Consider the following 19,273-nt stretch of genomic DNA (forward strand, 5'->3'; position numbering starts at 1 on the left):
CCCGAGCACCAAATTGCACGATGACTGTTTTTTACAGCAGGCAACAGAACTGTGATATATTCAGAAAAAATTATCGGCTGATTTCCATCCTTTTGCCAGGCTTGCATACAAAACAGCAAGGTGATGAAATGCTGGTCAAAACGCCCTTTAAAAGCCGTGCAGGCGGCTGCTGCTCAAAATACGGCCAATATTGGCAAAATACTTGTTGTAAGACATCCATTCGGTATACAATTCAATTGTTTAAAATCTGCTTTTTTGGTAAAAAACAGAATGAACTTCCCGGCAATTGCGGAAGTCTATTTATTGTAAAAAGAACAGGCTTCCGGAAAAGGAGGAAGACAGCTTGGCTAAAGTGCTCATTTTACCGCTTTTAAAAATGCCGTCCGGCCATCATCAGGTCGCAGAGGCGTTAATGCATAAATTGAAATGTATGGACAGTACCATTGAAATGAAAAAAGTTGATTTGATTTCCTATACGAGCGGGACGCTGGAGAAAATCGTCACGAAAATGTATTTGAAATGGATCCAGAAAGCACCGCGGACATACCAATGGGTGTACAAACATTTTATTTATGCGGATGCCGACCAGACCGCATTAATGAAACTCTATGAACTCTCTTTTATTAAGCAAATGGAAAAACTGATTGCCGAGGAAAATCCGGATCTTGTCATTTGCACGCACAGTTTTCCGTCGATGCTGCTCAGCCGGCTGAAGTCAAAAGGAAAAATTGATGTCCCGGTTATCAATGCGTACACTGATTTTTTCGTCAACGGCTTGTGGGGAAAGAAAGAAATTGACATCCATTTTGTGCCGAACCAAACGATCAAAACGACGCTCATCTGTAACGGCGTTCCCGAACAAAACATTTTTGTCACCGGCATTCCGATTCATGAAGCGTTTAAAGAAAGAACGGTTTTGCGCCATACATCACGGAAAAAAATCTTAATATCCGGTGGCAGTAGCGGCCTCGGCGATCTGTACCGCCTTCTGAAGGCATTAAAACGGGAACAGCCGGGCAGGGCCGATTATTATGTGTTATGCGGAAAAAACGAAAAGCTGTATAACAAGCTGAATGGATGGGGGATGAAACATATCATCCCGGTTCCCTATATCCAGTCCAGAAAGGAAATGAGCCGGCTGTACGATGAAGCGGATGCGATCATTACAAAGCCGGGCGGTGTCACGATCAGCGAAGTGATTCAAAAAAAGTTGCCGATTTTTATCCACTCCGTCCTCCCCGGTCAGGAAGAAATCAATCTTGCTTTTTTGAAACAACACGGGCTTGTCTTTGAACTGGACTTCACCAAACCGGTGGAGGAACAGGTGATGGAAATTTTGGAAGACGGGAAGCAACTGGCCCGGTTTTACCGGCGGCTGCGCCAATACGGGAGCGAAATCGAACTCAGGGGGAAAGAATTTGATGTATTGATCCGCGGTCTGCTCGGCCGCAAAGCAAACCAAACGCCGGATAAAGTGCTGAAGGACCAGTACTATGTTTCAACCTCTTATTGATTTTTTTGCGGGGCGTCTATGGGGCCGTATTGCTGGAAAGGACTTGTCGTTTTTGTTTCCGGGTACTTTTACCATCTTCCTGCCGTGGAGTTCGGGCGCATGTTTCAGGCCGGCCCAACGCTTGCATCGGCTTTTTGCCGCCCGTTTTCCGGCCGGTATGGGGTACTCCTATCCAAATGAGGCGCTAAGCGGATGAAAAAAACTTCCTGATGGCGGAAAGGAAAATATGCCATAATGAACATGGAATGAAATGGGCAAGTGCACCTGCAATTTCCCGGCCGCTTTTGCACATGCCCGGGCAACGACAAAAGATCGCGTTGCTTAAGCAGGGAGTTGAAAATGGTGGAGCAGGATTTAACACAGTTGATCCGGCAGGCAAAAGCAGGAGATACAGATGCGTTTGCCGTGCTGGTGGCCCGGTTTAAAGGGGAGGTGTTCCGGCATGCATATGCCATGACAGGCGACAGGATGGAAGCGGAAGATATCGCCCAGGAAGCATTTGTGAAAGCCTGGTACGCCCTGGATAAACTGGAACATGCCTATGCTTTTGCCTCCTGGATGTCGAAGATCGTCTCTCATTTATGCTATGACCGGCTGAAAAAAATGCGAAAAAAAGTGGATCTTCAGGCGGAAATAGAAGAGGAGCCACTTAGGAGGCCAACTTCCAATATCGACAACGCCAATTTGAGATTTGACATCCGCAGCGCGATGGAAAAATTGTCGCCGGAACACCGGGCAGCGATCGTATTGCGCGATATCCAGGGCTATTCCTATGAAGAGATCGCAGACATCTTGAACATCCCGCTTGGTACCGTCAAGTCGCGCATCAACACAGCGAGAAATATTTTGAAAAAAGAACTTTCAAGAGGGTGATCACATGGAAACACACGTCCGGGATTTATTGCCGGCCTTCATGGATGATGCGTTAAGTGAAACGGACCGAAAAATGGTTGAAGCCCATCTTGCCCTTTGCCCGGATTGCCGCCGCGAACTGGAAGAACTGGAGACGGTGAAGACGGAAATCAGCCGTTTTTACCATTCGGTTGATGTACCGGGGATCCAGTTTGAAAAGGCGGTTCTGGCTAAAATTATGCCGCAGGAAAAAATGGCGATGCATTACCGCGTTTTTGTCTGGTTCTTTGCGGTTTGCTGTGCCGCTTCTGTGCTTTGCGCCTACCCGGTGATGAGAAAACCGTTTTATGTCGGCATGAATATTTTTCAGGCCCTCTGCAATATTCTTTCAAGCGGCTTTCATATTGCGCTTTCCATTCTTTCCGCGCTCCCGGCTTTGTCTGCGGGGATTATGGTGGTGATGGCGGTGATTTTGGCCGTTTGTATCTGGATTTTGTTTGGCCTTCTCACCATGAAGCCGGTGAAGGAGTAGGGGATGGAGAAAAAGATGAAAGCCGCAAAAATATTGATTTGCCTATTGTCCTTGCTCCTGCTTTTTCTGAGCGCAGGGGCGGGTTTCCACCCTGCGTTTGCAAAGGAAAAAAGAATGAGAATTATCATCCACGACCGGCATACGGTCATCCCGAAAAATGAAAAAGTCGAAAATGTCGTTGTGATCGGGAATAACGCGACCGTCAGCGGATATGTCAAAACAGCCGTCATTGTGATCAATGGGAATTTGAATATTCGTAAGTCAGCGGATATCCGCGGCTCTGTATTTGTGCTCGGTGGAAATATCAAACAGCAGCCGGGTGCCCGTGTAACGGAACATGTCCTATCTATAAATATGAACAATAAAACGCTTGACAGTATGATTTTTGCCGCTGTCATGCTTCTTGCCCTCTGGTTTTTCCGGCTTTCCGCAAGCCTACTGTTGATTGTGTGCACTGTTTTGTTCGGCTTAGTCGCGAAAAAACCGTTTTTTTCTGGGATTCGGTCCTTCTACACGCGGCCCGGAAGGATGATCATTACCGGCTGCCTGCTGTCGCTTGTCGTCCTTGCGCTCAGCCTGTTTTTGACGATTACAGTGGTATTAATACCGGTTGTCCTTCTGTTATGCCTTGCTGTTTTTGTATCCCTCCTGGCAGGACTCGTGTTTCTTGGCCGGGAAATCGGTAGCACCTTTGCCGTTTTAAACGGCAGGCAGGAATGGCTGAAACTGTTAACGGGTGTGACGATCCTGATTGCCCTTTGCAGCATCCCACTCGTCGGGGAAGTCATTTTCCTGATTTTGTTCTGGTACTCGCTCGGGCTTTCGGTCACATGGCTATTTCAAAAATGGAGAAACAGGAAAAAACATGCGGCCGCAAAATAAGGAGCCGCATGTTTTTTTGTGAGTACCCGGTTGCGTTTTTTTGCCTGTCCTTGTTGAAAAAAAATTCCAAACGGGGTTTTTGTTTCCGAAAAAAGCCTTGCCTGTTTCTTTTTTTCGAAGCAAATTTTTACAGTGTTTTCCATAATTCGTTTAAATGGAAGAGTAGGAAAACAATGACCGCAAATTTTTATCGCCTATAAATGAACTTTTCTTTTACCCTCAAAGTCTATTGTATTGTATCGAAAGAGGCCGCATGAGAAGGAGAAGCGGCGCGTTTTCTGTAAACAGACCGAAAAGCAGGGGGGAAAAGAGAATGGCCAACAAGAAAAAAGACAAAGTGTTGATATTAACAGGCGCTTTTGGGGAAGGGCATTTGCAGGCCGCCCGGGCAATTGAACAGGCGATGAAAATTCGTTCCCCAAAAGCAGACCCGGTTGTCGTCGATTTCATGGAATGGGTCCATCCCACCTTATTCCCGGTCAGCCACTATGTTTATATGAAAGGTATTGAAAAGTTCCCGAATCTTTACGGGTATTTGTACCGTAAAACGTATGGAAGGAATGCCCTGTCAAAAACATTGACCGGCTTATTTTCAACGGGGATGAGAAAGACGCTGCGGATGCTCGAAACGATACGCCCATCCGTTATTGTCAGCACCTATCCTTTTGCGTCTTCTATGATTTCAAAATTAAAGGAATACGGGCTTACGGATATTCCGCTCGTTACCGTCATTACCGACCATACGCACCACAGTTCATGGCTGCACCCGTACACAGATCACTATGTCGTTGGTTCGCATATGTTGCGCCGGCAGTTGATCAGGCTCGGCATTCCCGGCCGAAAAATTTCCTGTACAGGGATCCCGATTAAACCGAGTTTCCTGAAACCGGTGAACAAGCAGGCTTTGTACAAAAAATACGGCCTCGATCCGGCGTTGCCGGCCGTGCTTGTCATGGGCGGCGGGGAAGGCCTGTTCGGGGACGGGCTGTTCACGGCTGAAAAACTGGACGAGGTACCTTTCCGCATGCAGCTGTTGATCGTGTGCGGGCATAATGAAAAACTACGCGCCCGCCTGATGGATGATCTGAAAGGGACGAAGCACAAGGTTTTCGTGCTCGGCTATATTGATTATGTGCGTGATTTAATGGCTGTCTCGGACGTGATGATTACGAAACCGGGCGGCGTGACAACAGCGGAAGCATTGGCCATGGAACTGCCGATGATTTTATACAAAGCGCTGCCGGGCCAGGAAGAAGATAACGCAGCCTTTTTAACACAAGCGGGCGCAGCAGTTGAGGCAGCAGATGAAGGCACGTTAATCCGGTGTTTAGCCCGCCTGAATGAAAACAGGGCACAGCTTGCGAAGATGAAAAGAAACACGCTATCGATTCAAAACAGAGAGGCCGCTTTTCGGGTGCTTTCCGTTATTGACCAGGCGAAATATGCACGGCTCATTCATGCGTCTGATCCGGAAATGCCGGATACCGCGCACGGAAAGTATGCAAGGATGCGAAAAAAGGCTTTGCTTGTGCATCACCCGCATGAATCTTTGGATGAAAGGAGCGGCACGGTTTGGAAGTCATCATCTGGGTATTGATTTTATTCATTCTCATATATGCTATTATTCCATATGTTTTAGCGGCCAAACTCGGTTTTTGGGTATGTTGGAAAGGAAAAAAAGATGCGGAGATTGCGCTCACCTTTGATGACGGGCCGGACCCGGTCTATACGCCGGTACTGCTTGATCTTTTAAAGCGGGAAAGAATTAAGGCCACTTTCTTTCTCGTCGGGGAAAGGGCGGCCCGGTATCCGGAACTCGTTTTGCGCATGTCGCGTGAAGGGCATTGTATCGGCCTTCATAATTATAAGCACCAGTGCAACTGGCTGATCAGCCCTTGGAAAAATGCGCGCACGCTTGAGCAGTCGGCACGGATTATTGAAAACATCACCGGCGAGAGACCGGTTTTTTACCGCCCGCCGTGGGGAATGATGCATCTGCTGGACTTTTTTCTGCACAAGCAGTTCCGCATGGTGCACTGGTCGAAAATGTTCCGCGATTGGAAGAGAAAAGGCGGTTCGAAAAAGGTTTCAAACGGCCTGATCACCCGGGTGGAAAGCGGCGATGTGATTTTGCTGCATGATTGCGGCGTCACGCCGGGCGCAGATGAGGATGCCCCGCAGTATACAATTGAAGGTTTGCGGGTTGCGATTCCGGCATTAAAAGCGCGCGGCTTCCGGTTCGTGCGGATGGACGAGATGTTTGACAAACATTTTTCTATCAAAACCAGCCATAGAAGAAAGGAAATAGAGCCATGAATGAGAACGCCAGATTGTTTTTTATGGTCCACAACTTGTCAGGGCATGAAAAATTACTGGATGACATCATGATTTTTTTTACACAGGATGCCTTGCCGCTTTTTGCCGCTGTTTTATTGATTGTGTGGTTTTTAGGCAATGATAAAATGAAAAACATGGTGCTTTATGCCGGCATTGCCGGTGTTGCCGCTTTGCTGGTCAATTATGTGATTACGCTTGTTTATTATGAACCGCGGCCATTTGTCACGTATCATACCAGCATTTTAATTCCGCATGCGGCCGACGACTCATTTCCGAGCGACCATGCGACAGGCACGTTTGCCATGGCTTTCGCCTTATGGGTGCGGAACCGGAAACTCGGATTAGCGATGATGCTCTGTGCCGTTTTGACCGGCATTTCCCGTGTATGGGTCGGGCACCATTATCCGGGGGATATTGCGGCAAGCATTATTGTTGCCTTGTTCACAGTATGGACCATCCAAAAAATGAAAGGGTTGTTTGACCCGGCTTTTAGCACGCTGATCGGCTGGTATCATGACATATGGGCGAAAATTACAAAAAAAGGATATAAATGACCCGGCAAAATCTATCGAAAAGAGGGCGGGACACCATCTAGCACTGTGCCCTGTCACTCTAAATCAATTTAAAAGACGTTGCGGCACGAATCGAAATGGTGCCTCAACGTCTTTTGTATTTTATATCTATATAGGGCTTGCTGAATAAGCGAAATTCCTAGATTTGGAAAGGATGCTGACAGCTTTGGCAACCATTTAAATGCAAAGGTTTTACAACAAATCCAGGGAAATGCCTGCACGCGAAAGCCGATTCAACGTATGGAGAAGACAAACTCACGCATTTTCGCATATATTTTGCGATGGAGTTTGCAGACAAATTGGGTACAAATTCAGAACCGGATTCGTTCAGCAAGCCCTATATAAAGTGAACAAAATGTTGCCGCTCTTTTGCCTGCCGCAAAAAGTCATCATCCGGCAAATTGGTGCGCGGGCTTGATGCAAAAACTGAAGAGCATTTTATAAATGTGCATTTAGCGGCACCGCAAACCTTCATCCGCCAGTTATTTCCTCGAAACAGCCGCCTCTACTTCGCTCATCGGAATGCCGAGTGCGCGCGCGACGCCCTCGCCGTATGCCGGATCTGCATAATAACAGTTCGTAATATGGCGGAGCTGGACTTCTCTTGTCGTTCCCTGCATATTGCGGGCGGTGTTTGCAAACAGTCGTTGCTGTTCTTCCGGCGCCATCAGCCTGAACAGTTTGCCGGGCTGTTCATAATAGTTGTCGTCATCTTCACGGAAATTGTGATAGTCAGCCGTACCTAAAATATCGAGTGCCGGTTCTGCGTGCTCCTTGCTGTCTTCCCATTCGCCGTAACTGTTCGGGCTGTATGAAACGGAACCGCCTTCAGCCGGATTGAAAACCCGCATTGCGCCATCGCGGTGGTACGGATGGAAGTGTTCCGCTTTTTTCGGATAGTTGACAGGAATTTGCCAGTGGTTGACGCCTAACCGGTAACGCTGCGCATCGCCGTAAGAGAAAAGGCGGCCCTGCAGCATTTTATCCGGCGAGAACCCGATGCCCGGCACAATATTGGTCGGGGCGAACGCGGCCTGTTCGACTTCTGCAAAATAGTTTTCCGGGTTGCGGTTCAGTTCCACGATACCCACTTCAATCAACGGAAAATCTTTATGGTACCATACCTTTGTTAAATCGAACGGATTATACGGAAGGTTTTTCGCCTCTTCTTCCGTCATCACCTGGATGTACATCGTCCAGCGCGGATAGTCGCCGCTTTCAATCGCTTCGTACAAATCGCGCTGATGGCTGTCGCGGTCGCGGCCGATGATTTCCTGTGCTTCTTCATCCGTCAGGTTTTTGATGCCCTGTTGTGTTTTAAAGTGGAATTTGACCCAGACGCGTTCATTGTTTGCGTTGAACATGCTGTACGTATGGCTGCCGAACATATGCATATTCCGGTAGCTTGCCGGAATGCCACGGTCGCTCATCGTAATCGTTACTTGGTGGAGCGCTTCAGGAAGCAGCGTCCAAAAATCCCAGTTTGCCTGTGCACTGTGCATATTGGTGCGCGGGTTGCGTTTGACGACATGGTTCAAATCCGGGAAACGTTTCGGGTCTCTGAGGAAAAATACAGGCGTGTTGTTCCCGACAAGGTCCCAATTGCCTTCTTCTGTGTAAAATTTCATGGCCGTTCCGCGGATATCGCGTTCGGCATCCGCCGCGCCGCGTTCGCCGGCAACGGTTGAGAAACGGATGAACATATCGGTTTTTTTGCCGACTTTTGAGAAAAGTTTTGCCTTCGTATATTTCGTTATATCGTTTGTCACCGTGAATGTCCCGTAGGCGCCGGAACCTTTTGCATGCATCCGCCGCTCCGGGATCACTTCTCGGTCGAAGTGGGCCAGCTTTTCAATAAACCAGACATCCTCCATCAATAACGGCCCTCTTTTGCCGGCGGTTTTTGAATCTGTGTCATTCGGAACCGGGGCACCGAATGCAGTTGTCATTTTTTTGTTGTCTTTTTGATCACTCATCATTTTCCCACCTTTTGCTATTTTGATGTCTATATTATAACTGATTCATTATAAAAATCAATATTTATTTATAATAAATTTAAAGTAAAGTTTTTTATATCAAAAGAAAAGGGGTGGAAATAGAAGTGAGATAGAAATTTTCTATTTTCATTTTCGATATTTAATTCTCAATTGCGGAATAGGAAAGGGAGAAAAAGCGCTTTTGGACGCTTTTTCCGGCCGGGATGATGCCGCCTGCTTTTAATAGTGGCTTTGCCGGGCATTTTTTGGTATAAATAAGTTAAACGACTGGATAAGGATGAATCATATGCTGAATGAGAAGCCAAACCTGGAGAACGATGCATCTTTTTATATTCCGGAAAGCGGTTTATTATACATACAAAAAACACAGGCTGTCATTGAATATATGACGCAGAAATCCTGTGTATACGAAGTCCTTTCCGAGCATTTAATGGTTCCGTTTGAAGAAAAGGATACTTTATTTGATATCATAAAAGATATGCCCGAAACGGTTGATCTGTTCACCAGTGTCCATCCGTCCGGGTCCGGATTTTCGGTGCTCTCCCTGCCGCTTTCTCAATTAAAAGAGCGCATCCGCTATGAGATGCTTGTAAAAGTGATTATTTCCGGCAGCCTGACGAGTTATTTTCAGCCGATCATCCGCATTCAGGACAACCAAATATACGGCTATGAATCTTTGCTGCGCACCCGTTTGCCGAACCGGAACATTCCCCCGGGCCTATTATTTGATGTCGCCCATAAAACCGGACTGCATTCGTTATTGGATTTGCGCGCCAGGGAAGCGGCACTGAAAGCCCGTGCTGAGAAACTTCCCCGCGGCGTGAAGAGCTTTATCAATTTTTTGCCCGCTTCGATTTATGATTACAAGTTTTGCTTGCGGCATACGTTTACTTTGATCGAACAGTACGATATTTCCCCGGAGGACCTTGTCTTTGAGGTTGTGGAAACCGAGAAGATCAATGATGTCCACTTTTTAAAAAAGATACTCGGGATCTACCGTGATCTTGGCGTCGGCGTGGCGCTTGATGATCTCGGTTCAGGGTACGCAACGCTTGAAACTTTGAAAATTTTAAATCCGAACTATGTGAAAATCGACCGTTTTTTCATTTCCCATTGCGACGAGAATAAGGTCAAACAGCGCTTTTTGCAGGAAGTCATGGAAATTGCGGGAGAAACCGGTATTTATGTGCTAGCGGAAGGAATTGAACGCGAAGAAGAACTGCTCTATTGCAAATCGATCGGCATGCATTTGGCGCAAGGGTACTATATTGGAAAACCCGCTCCCGAACCCGCTGCGATCATTCTTGGGGGAAATTAGGGGCTTTCGGGTTTTGCAATGGCCGTTTTTGTAGCGTTTGCTAAAAAATGAATCTTCATTGCGTTTACGAGGCTGGACCTGAAAGATAGGTCGGCTTTTTTAATTTCTTCAGCAAGGATGCGAATCAGCGGACCTGGCAAAAAAAGAGAAACTAGCCGTACAGTGAGGTCAAATTGTTCTTTTGCGTGATGTAAAAGGACCAAAAGGAGTCGCGTTTGGGTCCGAAATGTCTTTTTGAAGCTGTCAAAAGGACAAAACACGTTGCATCCGGGTCTGAAATGTCCTTTTGAAGCTGTCAAAAGGACAAACGGAGCTGAATCCTGGCTCGAAATGTCCTTTTGAAGCCGTCAAAAGGACAAATTGACCTCCACCCGGGCCCAAAATGTCTTTTTGAAGCTGTCAAAAGGACAAAACACGTTGCATCCAGACCCGAAATGTCCTTTTGAAACTGCCAAAAGGACAAACGGAGCTTCAGCCGGGCTCGAAATGTCCTTTTGAAGCTATCAAAAGGACAAAAGGAGCAGCATCCGGGTCTGAAATGTCTTTTTGAAGCTATCAAAAGGACAAAAGGAGCAGCATCCGGGCTCGAAATGTCCCTTTGTAGCCGTCAAAAGGACAAAACACGTTGCATCCGAGCCCGAAATGTCCTTTTGAAGCCGTCAAAAGGACAAATTGACCTCCACCCGGGCCCAAAATGTCTTTTTGAAGCTGTCAAAAAGACAAAAGGAGCTGAATCCGGGTCTGAAATGTCCTTTTGAAGCTGTCAAAGGGACAAAAGGAGCAGCATCTGGGCTCGAAATGTCCCTTTGTAGCCGTCAAAAGGACAAAACACGTTGCATCCGAGCCCGAAATGTCCTTTTGAATCTGCCAAAAGGACAAAAGGAGCTGCATCCTGGCTCGAAATGTCCTACTTGGGGCTTGGTGAACGAATCCGATTCTGAATTTGTACCCAATTTGTCAGCAAGCTCTTTTTCAAAATATAGAAGAATCCATCTTTAACCCTTGCACATTGTATTAAGTTTTTCCAAATCTAGGAAGTTTGGTGATTCAGCAAGCCCTATGTTAAGGAAGCGTGGAAAAACGAAGTCCTTCCTCAACATAGACCCCGTCTACGTTAAGGAAGCATGGAAAAACGAAGCCCTTCCTTAACATAGACCCCGTCTACGTTAAGGAAGCAAGCAAAAACGAGGGTCTTCCTTCACATAGGGCACGTCTACGTTAAGGAAGCGTGGAAAAACGAAGGCCTTCCTTCACATAGAGCGCGTCTACGTTAAGGAAGCGTGGAAAAACGAAGGCCTTCCTTCACATAGAGCGCGTCTACGTTAAAGAAGCACGAAAAAAAACCGGCCTCCAGCATTCTTACCAAATCTAAGAATTTTGCTTATTCATCCCTACTTGAAAGAAGCTAAATCGAACAGGAACCGGGGTTTGCAGGTAAATCCCGGCTTTCCCAAGTTTTACCTCTCCGACGCAAGCGCTGGTGCTGCTTCCACATGCAGAAAAAAGAGGTTGCCCCTGGGCAACCTCTTTTTTCATACTTCTTCCGGATGTTTTTCTTTTTTCCTGAACTTCATTAAAAATTCGTAAACAACCGGAACGATGATAAGTGTCAGTAAAGTGGAGCTGGTCAAGCCGCCGATTACTGTGATGCCGACCCCTTTCGAAATGAGCCCGCCGCCGCCGTAGCCCAGAGCAAGCGGGATCAGTGCAAAGATTGTTGCAAAAGCGGTCATTAAAATCGGACGCAGCCTTGTCGCGCCTGCTTCAAGCAATGCTTCGCGTGTGGACAGCCCCGCCTTTTCTTTATGCACCACCCGGTCGATTAGCACAATGGCATTCGTCACCACGATGCCGATCAGCATCAGGGCGCCGATCATGGCGGTGACGCTGATCGTTTCATGCGCCAGGTACAGGGCGACCAGTGCACCAATTACGGCAAATGGCAGTGAGAAAAGAATGGTAAACGGCGCGAGGGCCCCGCCGAATGTAATCACGAGCACAAGATAAACGATCGCAACAGCAGCCAGCATCGCATAACCGAGCTTTGTAAACGAGTCATTGATGTCTTCCGTTACGCCGCCGGTTTCGACATGGATGTATTTTGGAATATCGAGTTTATCCACTTTGTTTTGGACTTGTTGTGTCACTTTCGCAACGTCAGCTGTCTTGATCTTGCCGGTTACACTGGCATAGATTTTGCCGTCCCGTTTCGTAACCGCATCCGGTGTTTCGCCTTTTTTCACGTCCACGACATCTTTTAGCGCTACTTTTGTGCCGAGGGGCGACGTGACTTTTTGATTGGTCAGATCGCCAATATTGTCGTAATGCCCGGTTTTGTTCTGTTCGTAAACATTTAATTCTTCTCCGCCTTTTTCAACGGTTGTAAGCACGGTCCGGTTGCCGGTTTGCGCAAGGCCGGTTCCGAGCTGGCCGGCTGTTAACCCGAGAGCAGCCAGTTTGTTCTGGTTGGCGACAAGCGTGTATTGCTGATAAGTTTCGGAAAGGCTGGTTTCAACATTTTTCAAGTTGTCGTTGTTTTTCATGACTTTTTCAATTTTATGGATGACCGGTTTGATTTCATCCAGATTGTTGCCATAGACATACATCGTTAAATCATCATTCGACATAGATGCGAAGTCCTGTGATTTCCATGTACCCTGGTCCGTCCTTTGTTGCAGGGCTTTAATGACTTTTTCCGGTTCGCGGTCGAAATTTTTGGTATCCTGGTCATATTCGACAACAAAGATGGCGGAGTTGCTGTTGGTGCTGAAAGCCGACTCCCCAATGGAATATTGCACATTTTTTACATTTTTACGGTGGATTAAGTAATCCTCCGCTTTTCCTGCTATCTTCTTCACATCGGAAAGGGTTTCCCCTGGTTCCGGCGCATAGGTGGCATACACGACTTTCTGGCCTTCGTTTTCAATAAAGCTGACGCCGATAAGCGGGATTAAAAACAAACTACCGATAAGAAGCAGGCATGCGATGCCGAACGTGACCAGCTTATGGTTGAGCGACCAGTTCAGAATCTTTTTGTAAAATAAAGCGATCCGGCCGTGCCCTTCGTTCGTAGTCCGCGTGTTTTTCTTCAACCCGTTCTTAAATAACGAATGGGCAAACATCGGCACCACCGTGATCGCCACAAGAAGCGATGCTAGCAAGGCAAAAATTAGCGTCAGGGCAAACGGCATGAACAGTTCCCCGACCATCCCTCTCACAAGTGCAAGCGGGACAAAGACGATGACGGTTACGATCGTGGAAGACATAACCGGTTTAAAAACTTCAACCGTCGCTTCACGAATCAGCGCTTTTCCGCGCAGTTTTTCTTCCCGCAACGTCAGGCGTCTGTAGATATTTTCAATGACGACAATCGAGTCATCAATAACGCGCCCGATTGCCACCGTCATGGCTCCGAGTGTCATCACGTTTAATGTGATGTCAAGCTGGTGCAAAATAATAAAAGCAATCAGCACCGAGAGCGGGATCGAGATGACCGCGATAATGGTGGAACGCACATTCCGCAAAGACAGCAGGATGACCACAATCGCAAATACGGCCCCGATGATTGCTTTTTCGAACATCGTTTTGACGGAGTCTTTGATAGGTGTTGCCTGGTCCAGAATGGTGGAAATTTGTGTGCCTTTATAGTCCGCTTTAAACTGTGCGGCTTTTTTATTTACTGCATCGGCAACATCCACCGTGTTTGCATCCGGAGCTTTTGTAATTTGGATGCCGATTGAATCTTTCCCGTTCGTTTTAGAAATCGATTCATGCTTGCCGACAACTTTGATATCGGCAATCTCTTTTAACGCAACGGTTGGCATACCGACGTTGGCTTGCGTCGCTTGCGTTCCGGCATTCGCCGGTTGCTGCGCCCCTGAAGCGTGCGCACCCGAGGCCTGCGTTCCTGAAGTCTGCGCCGCATTTGGGGATTGTGCCCCTGAAGCCTGCGCGGCTGCGGACGAAGCGGAAGCTGCACCCGTTTTCGGGGTGTACGGGATTTTCAGATTCTCAAAATGCTTCAGCGATTTCACGTTTCCATCGATTTCTACCGATTTGTTTTCTTTTCCGAAGTTGATGAGGCCGAGCGGTACCGAAACGTTTGCGCCCTGGATCGCTTTTTTGACAGTGTCCTCATCGAGCCCCAGTGCATTCAACTTGTCCTGTTTAAAGGTCAGCTGGACTTCCTGCACGTACTGGCCGGAAGCCTGCACATCGGACACGCCGTCAATGCTCTGCAGTTTTGGAACAAGATCCTCTTCGACAATTTTCGTTAAGTGCTGAAAAGACCGGCTTTTATCCGACACACTTAAAGACAGGATCGGAAAATCATTGATGCTGATCCTTGTTACGGACGGCTTGTCAATATTATCCGGCAGGTCCACTTTTTCGAGCGCATCCTGGATGTCTTTTTTCGCTTGATCCATATCCGTGCCATATTTATACTCAAGCTGGATCTGGGAATTGCTTTCCGTCGAGGAAGTGGAGACCGTATTGACGCCGGTGAGGTTTTTCAGCCGTTGTTCGATCGGTTGCGTAATTTTATTTTCGACTTCTTCCGGTGTGGCACCCGGATCAGAGGCTGTCACCAGCATGTATGGCGCGTCGATATTCGGAATGGTTTCCATTTTCATATTCATGCCGGCATAAATCCCAGCACCCGCCACAATGAGGGTCATCAGCCAAATGGCAAATTTGTTGTTTAGGCAAAACTGGATGATCTTCTTCACAGTGTTTACAACACTCCTTTGTCTTTTCGTTCTAGAGCCGGATAGAAATGGGCTAGCCTATCTCCATTATAGTTATACCTTTAAGCCCAAAAATGCGCCAGTATTTTCCGGCATCTTCTATAGATACAGGATAGAATTGCAGTACTTGATGGATCGCTTAGAAAAAGAGCGGAGCTTTCGGAAGGAATATTGGATAAAGAAAGGGTTGCCTAAAAAAAGAAGGTTAAAGCCTTTGGTGCGGCTCAACCTTCTATATAAAATGAACAAAATTTCTTTAGCTCTGTTGCCTACTGTAAAAAGTAGTCATGATGCAAATTGGTGCTCGGGCTTGAGTAAAAACTTAAGTTTATTTTATATATCTATACCCTCAGCCTCTATCGGCTGTTATTTCCGCGCATGCCTGAAAAAATTTTAAACAGCAGCACAATGGCGGCGATGACAAGCAGAAGGTGCACAAAAGCGCCGGCGATGTGAAAAACAATGCCTAAAATCCAAAGTACGAGCAAAATCCCAATAATTGTCCAGATCATATAGCCTTTTCCTTTCTAAATTAAAGTACTTTTATGTTACCCGTTCCGTTGCTTTTCAAACGCTTGCCTGCATGTTTGCCAGGCGTGGTGTAAGGGAAAGATACAGGAAAACGGGAGGGTTATAATGAAAAAAAGCGGAAAGAAATGGCTGTCTTATGGGTTGCTTGTCTTAATTGCCATTTATGCGGCTGTCATGCTGTACCATACATATAAGCCGCTGCCAAAAGGGATTTCCTATGAAGGCAGAACATATAACGTTCACGATCAAGACATCCGTTTTCTTTCGGATTTAACATACCGGGAAAAGGGGACAGGAAAAAGAAAGGTGGAGCAGACCGTCTATCCTGAAATTTACCGGATGATTGACCAAGCCCATCAATATATCGTCGCCGATCTCTTCCTTTTTAACGGCTACCATGATCAAAAGATGAAAGTGCCGCCGCTTGCTGAGAGGCTTGCAGACCGGCTGATTGCCAAAAAAGAAAAAGAACCTGGTATCCGCATCATCGTCATCACCGATCCGATCAATACTTCTTACGGGTCCCATGAAGCTGGCATTTTAAAACGGCTAAAGGAACATGGCATCCGTGTGGTCTTTACGCATTTGGACTCGCTGCGTGACCCGACGCCGCTTTATTCCGGGATTTGGCATATGTTTTTCCAGTGGTTCGGCCAGGGCGGGACCGGCTGGCTGCCAAATGCTTTCGGGGACAATGCGCCGAAGATGACGCTCCGCTCGTATCTTGAACTTTTTAATATTAAAGCGAACCACCGCAAAACGTTTACGACTGAAAACGGCACGGTCATTGCATCCGGCAACCCGCATGACGCAAGCGGCTGGCATTCCAATATCGCTTTTCTTGTAAAAGGGCCGGTCATTCGGGATGTTCTGGAATCGGAGCAGGCGGCTTCCGATATGTCGGACGGCCCGGAGCTGCCGCAATACAAAGGGAAAGAGAGGGGAAAAGGCAGGATTGCCGTCCAGCTGTTAACGGAGGGGAAAGTTTACGACCGGATGATGAAAGAAATCAAGGCGACAAAAAAAGGCGATTCGATTTCGATGGCGATGTTTTATTTGGCTGACCGGAAAGTGGTCCGTGCGCTTGAGAAGGCATCTTCCCGCGGCGTCCGCATCCGGCTTATCCTCGACCCGAATTTAAACGCGTTCGGGCATAAAAAAATCGGGCTTCCCAACCAGCCTGTTGCACAGGAACTCGTAAAGAAAACGGATGGAAAGATCAAAATCCGCTGGTATAATACCGGGCTCGAGCAATTCCATCCGAAGCTGGTCTGGATTGAAAAGCCCGGCCGCTCGCTCTTTTTCGGCGGGTCGACCAATTTAACGCTTCGCAACCTGGACGATTATAATTTGGAGACCGATTTATTTGTGAAGGCACCGAATGATGCGGCCATCACAAAAGAGATCCGCCGGTACTTCGGGCGGCTGTGGAACAATGAAGACGGCGCTTTTACCGTCCCGTACAAAAAACACGAAGGCTTCTCCACTTATTTGTTAAAAGTCCTTTACCGCCTCCAGGAAGTGCTGAAACTGACAACGTATTAAAAAAGACCCGGAACGCCTTCCCCGGCTCCGGGTCCTTTTTTTACAATACGACATGATTTAAAAATTCGCGTACTTCTTCCGGCGACTTTGCATTTGCACTGTGCAGATGCGCTTTTTTCTCGCCGTTTTGGAAAACGAGCAGGCTCGGAATCCCCATCACCTGGTTTTCATCCGCAATCGCTTGGAACGCGTCGCTGTTGATTTCATACCATTTATATTGCGGATAGTCCTTGATCACATCACCAATAAACAGATTCATCACTTTGCAATCCGGACACCAATCTGCATAAAATTTCACGATAACCGGTGCTTCTCCTCCCGTTACCGTTTTAAATTCTTCCGCACTTTTAATCGCTTCCACTCCAGACCATCTCCATCCTTTCATCATTCTTTCTTATTGTATATAGAGCGGCAGAGGAATTTCAACATTTTTCAACCTGCCAAAGAAATATTTCCAAAACGAAAAGGATTGTGCTTCTTCACGTATGATGTATAATAAAGCTTGTATGAAAAAATGATGGGGGTCAGTTGTTTTGAAGGATCCGTATCATTTATTTTATTTTACGGCCGGCGGTTCCGGCATTGAGAAGTCAGGTGATGGAATTGTCTTCGCGGGATGAAGGTTCTAAAATTGATTACGGGCTGGTTTTAACGCTGATGTTGTTCTGCATTGTCAGCCTTGTTGCCATTTATACGGCTGACAGCAGCTTTCTGATAAAACAAGTCATCAACTATGTGGTCGGCGCGATCATTATCGCATTGGTGATCCGCCTTGACTCCGACCAGCTGAAAAAAATATCGTGGTACGGTTACGGGTTCGGGATTTTGCTGTTGATTTTGCTGATCCTGGCACCAGCCAGCATTGCCCCGGAGCGTAATGGGGCGAAAAACTGGTTTGTGTTTCCGGTAATTGGGACATTCCAGCCTTCTGAAATCATGAAGCCATTTTTAATTTTAGCAATGGCGCGCCTTATTTCCGATCATAATGAAAAAGTGCTGAACCGGTCAGTAAAATCGGATTTCTGGCTGTTTGTGAAACTCGGCATCTGCTTGTTTGTGCCGCTCATGTTGACCATTGGGCAGGATTTGGGAACGTCACTTGTGTTTATTGCGATATTTTTCGGGCTTGTATTTGTGTCAGGCATCACATGGAAACTATTGCTTCCGATTTTTAGCAGCGGCGCGGCACTGGCAGGATTGATTTTTTATCTCGTCCTCTGGCAGCCGGCACTTCTCGAAAAATATCTTGGCGTCCGTTCGTACCAGTTTGGCCGGATCTATGCCTGGATTGATCCTTATAACTATTCCAATACAGACGGCTACCACCTGATTCAGTCCCTTTTGGCCATTGGTTCCGGCCAGACGTTTGGAAAGGGGCTTGGCACAACTGAAGTGAGCCTTCCGGAAAACCAGACGGACTTTATTTTCAGCGTGATCGGCGAGCAGTTCGGCTTTATCGGCGGGAGCATTGTTATTGGCCTGTTTTTTATGCTTATTTACCATATTATAAAAGCAGGGCTTGAGACGAAAAATGATTTTTATTCCTACATTTGCGCAGGCGTCATTGCGATGATTACGTTCCATGTGTTTGAAAATATCGGCATGACGATCCAGGTGCTGCCGATTACCGGGATCCCGCTGCCGTTTATCAGCTACGGTGGGAGTTCGCTGATGGGGAATATGCTTGCGGTCGGATTTATTTTTTCAATCCGTTACCATTACAGAAAATATATGTTTTCTAACGAAAAATAAAAAACAGGCGGCCCCGTGCCGCCTGTTTTTTGCGGCTATTGCACCTGCCCGCCGTACGGGAATTGCGAAGCGTAGCCTTGGTGCTGCTGGAAAGACTGTTGCAGTTTTTGCTGTTCTGCCGCTTCCATACTGTACCAGCCTTTTTGGAACATCGTCTCATACAATTTGCGCTGCTCATTCTGCGTTTCCGTAAAAATGGTCAGAAGATCGCGATACAGTTTTTCGTGGCTCGCTTCGTTCATAGCAGTATTATAAGAAGCGGTCATATATTTTTCCATCGAAAGCAGGTCATTGGCAAGATCGCGGTCGTTCATTTCTGGTGTTTCAGGAAATTGTGTCTTCGGGTTTTGAATTTTTTGCTGCTGCTGTTGTTGGGAATCCAAATGTTGTACCTCCTCGTATAATAAGTTTAAATCCAAAGTGGATGTCAATTTCCAGTTCATTCTGCTGCTCATTGACAAGTGAATATAAGATTTTGTATTCCGGGCTCGCCCGGAATACAAGTTCGGACTTGGACGCTTCGCGATGTTCCCGGATAATGGTCTTAGGATCGTTTGGGTCAATGCTTCCCCTCCTTGTAGCCTGACTACTCGAAAAGTCTGCATCCCCAGGTTCTTGCTTGAACGTCTAACCCGTAGGCCGTTCCTCCGGATCTCCGTGCTGGAAATGAGCAGTTCCAGGCAGCCCACGGCCC

General features: G+C 47.1%; 15 protein-coding genes. 10 read left to right on the forward strand and 5 right to left on the reverse strand.

Going from position 1 to position 19,273, the window contains the following annotated elements; genetic code table 11:
• Window positions 1–352 precede the first annotated feature (352 nt).
• From BCOA_RS28750 to BCOA_RS28785, 7 genes are all read left to right on the forward strand, one after another.
• Window positions 353–1,513, forward strand: a complete 1,161-nt coding sequence (locus BCOA_RS28750) for an MGDG synthase family glycosyltransferase (protein WP_235801597.1) — start codon at window positions 353–355, stop codon at window positions 1,511–1,513.
• Window positions 1,514–1,852: 339 nt separating this feature from the next.
• Window positions 1,853–2,386, forward strand: coding sequence for an RNA polymerase sigma factor (locus BCOA_RS28755; protein ID WP_014097504.1), 534 nt, complete (start codon window positions 1,853–1,855; stop codon window positions 2,384–2,386).
• Between the two features lie 4 nt (window positions 2,387–2,390).
• On the forward strand, window positions 2,391–2,897 hold the full coding sequence (locus BCOA_RS28760; protein WP_014097505.1) for an anti-sigma factor family protein: 507 nt from the start codon (window positions 2,391–2,393) through the stop codon (window positions 2,895–2,897).
• A 3-nt stretch (window positions 2,898–2,900) separates the two neighbouring features.
• A complete protein-coding gene (locus BCOA_RS28765; RefSeq protein WP_013860166.1) occupies window positions 2,901–3,779 on the forward strand; it encodes a hypothetical protein in 879 nt (292 codons plus the stop codon).
• A 313-nt stretch (window positions 3,780–4,092) separates the two neighbouring features.
• Window positions 4,093–5,376, forward strand: coding sequence for an MGDG synthase family glycosyltransferase (locus BCOA_RS28775; RefSeq protein WP_014097506.1), 1,284 nt, complete (start codon window positions 4,093–4,095; stop codon window positions 5,374–5,376).
• A complete protein-coding gene (locus BCOA_RS28780) occupies window positions 5,352–6,095 on the forward strand; it encodes a polysaccharide deacetylase family protein (RefSeq protein WP_014097507.1) in 744 nt (247 codons plus the stop codon). Before BCOA_RS28775 ends, BCOA_RS28780 begins: the two co-directional genes overlap by 25 nt.
• Window positions 6,092–6,670: an undecaprenyl-diphosphatase gene (locus BCOA_RS28785; protein ID WP_014097508.1), complete on the forward strand. Its 579-nt coding sequence runs from the start codon at window positions 6,092–6,094 to the stop codon at window positions 6,668–6,670. Before BCOA_RS28780 ends, BCOA_RS28785 begins: the two co-directional genes overlap by 4 nt.
• Window positions 6,671–7,170: 500 nt before the next feature.
• Here the strand turns inward: BCOA_RS28785 and BCOA_RS28790 are convergent, their stop codons facing one another.
• Window positions 7,171–8,664, reverse strand: a complete 1,494-nt coding sequence (locus tag BCOA_RS28790; protein ID WP_014097509.1) for a catalase — start codon at window positions 8,662–8,664, stop codon at window positions 7,171–7,173.
• A gap of 307 nt (window positions 8,665–8,971) precedes the next feature.
• Here BCOA_RS28790 and BCOA_RS28795 point away from each other — a divergent pair, with 307 nt between their 5' ends.
• Window positions 8,972–10,003, forward strand: a complete 1,032-nt coding sequence (locus tag BCOA_RS28795; protein WP_014097510.1) for an EAL domain-containing protein — start codon at window positions 8,972–8,974, stop codon at window positions 10,001–10,003.
• 1,532 nt (window positions 10,004–11,535) lie between these two features.
• On the opposite strand, the gene BCOA_RS28810 is transcribed toward BCOA_RS28795, so the two are convergent.
• Together BCOA_RS28810 and BCOA_RS35130 are read right to left on the reverse strand one after the other, a co-directional pair.
• Window positions 11,536–14,733, reverse strand: a complete 3,198-nt coding sequence (locus BCOA_RS28810) for an efflux RND transporter permease subunit (protein WP_014097512.1) — start codon at window positions 14,731–14,733, stop codon at window positions 11,536–11,538.
• A 374-nt stretch (window positions 14,734–15,107) separates the two neighbouring features.
• Entirely contained in the window at window positions 15,108–15,263 is a 156-nt protein-coding gene (locus tag BCOA_RS35130) for a lmo0937 family membrane protein (RefSeq protein WP_014097513.1), read from the reverse strand.
• 124 nt (window positions 15,264–15,387) lie between these two features.
• Here BCOA_RS35130 and BCOA_RS28815 point away from each other — a divergent pair, with 124 nt between their 5' ends.
• Entirely contained in the window at window positions 15,388–16,827 is a 1,440-nt protein-coding gene (locus BCOA_RS28815; RefSeq protein ID WP_014097514.1) for a phospholipase D family protein, read from the forward strand.
• A gap of 40 nt (window positions 16,828–16,867) precedes the next feature.
• On the opposite strand, the gene BCOA_RS28820 is transcribed toward BCOA_RS28815, so the two are convergent.
• Window positions 16,868–17,188 (reverse strand): thioredoxin family protein, encoded by a 321-nt coding sequence (locus BCOA_RS28820; RefSeq protein WP_014097515.1) that lies wholly within the window; start codon window positions 17,186–17,188, stop codon window positions 16,868–16,870.
• 236 nt (window positions 17,189–17,424) lie between these two features.
• Here BCOA_RS28820 and BCOA_RS28825 point away from each other — a divergent pair, with 236 nt between their 5' ends.
• Window positions 17,425–18,579, forward strand: a complete 1,155-nt coding sequence (locus tag BCOA_RS28825) for an FtsW/RodA/SpoVE family cell cycle protein (RefSeq protein WP_014097516.1) — start codon at window positions 17,425–17,427, stop codon at window positions 18,577–18,579.
• A gap of 35 nt (window positions 18,580–18,614) precedes the next feature.
• Here BCOA_RS28825 and BCOA_RS28830 read toward each other — a convergent pair whose 3' ends face one another.
• Window positions 18,615–18,962 carry a spore coat protein gene (locus BCOA_RS28830; RefSeq protein WP_014097517.1) on the reverse strand — a complete coding sequence of 116 codons (348 nt, stop codon included), beginning with the start codon at window positions 18,960–18,962 and terminating at the stop codon, window positions 18,615–18,617.
• Between the last annotated feature and the right edge of the window lie 311 nt (window positions 18,963–19,273).

It is taken from the genome of Heyndrickxia coagulans 36D1 (genome assembly GCF_000169195.2).
In the GTDB taxonomy this organism is placed as follows: Bacteria; Bacillota; Bacilli; order Bacillales; family Bacillaceae_C; genus Weizmannia; species Weizmannia faecalis.

Excerpts from the sequence above, each read along its gene's own strand:
- BCOA_RS28765 (WP_013860166.1), top strand. The coding sequence starts at position 2,901 with ATGGAGAAAAAGATGAAAGCCGCAAAAATATTGATTTGCCTATTGTCC.
- BCOA_RS35130 (WP_014097513.1), bottom strand. The coding sequence starts at position 15,263 with ATGATCTGGACAATTATTGGGATTTTGCTCGTACTTTGGATTTTAGGC.
- BCOA_RS28790 (WP_014097509.1), bottom strand. The coding sequence starts at position 8,664 with ATGAGTGATCAAAAAGACAACAAAAAAATGACAACTGCATTCGGTGCC.
- BCOA_RS28760 (WP_014097505.1), top strand. The coding sequence starts at position 2,391 with ATGGAAACACACGTCCGGGATTTATTGCCGGCCTTCATGGATGATGCG.
- BCOA_RS28785 (WP_014097508.1), top strand. The coding sequence starts at position 6,092 with ATGAATGAGAACGCCAGATTGTTTTTTATGGTCCACAACTTGTCAGGG.
- BCOA_RS28825 (WP_014097516.1), top strand. The coding sequence starts at position 17,425 with ATGGAATTGTCTTCGCGGGATGAAGGTTCTAAAATTGATTACGGGCTG.
- BCOA_RS28755 (WP_014097504.1), top strand. The coding sequence starts at position 1,853 with ATGGTGGAGCAGGATTTAACACAGTTGATCCGGCAGGCAAAAGCAGGA.
- BCOA_RS28795 (WP_014097510.1), top strand. The coding sequence starts at position 8,972 with ATGCTGAATGAGAAGCCAAACCTGGAGAACGATGCATCTTTTTATATT.
- BCOA_RS28775 (WP_014097506.1), top strand. The coding sequence starts at position 4,093 with ATGGCCAACAAGAAAAAAGACAAAGTGTTGATATTAACAGGCGCTTTT.
- BCOA_RS28815 (WP_014097514.1), top strand. The coding sequence starts at position 15,388 with ATGAAAAAAAGCGGAAAGAAATGGCTGTCTTATGGGTTGCTTGTCTTA.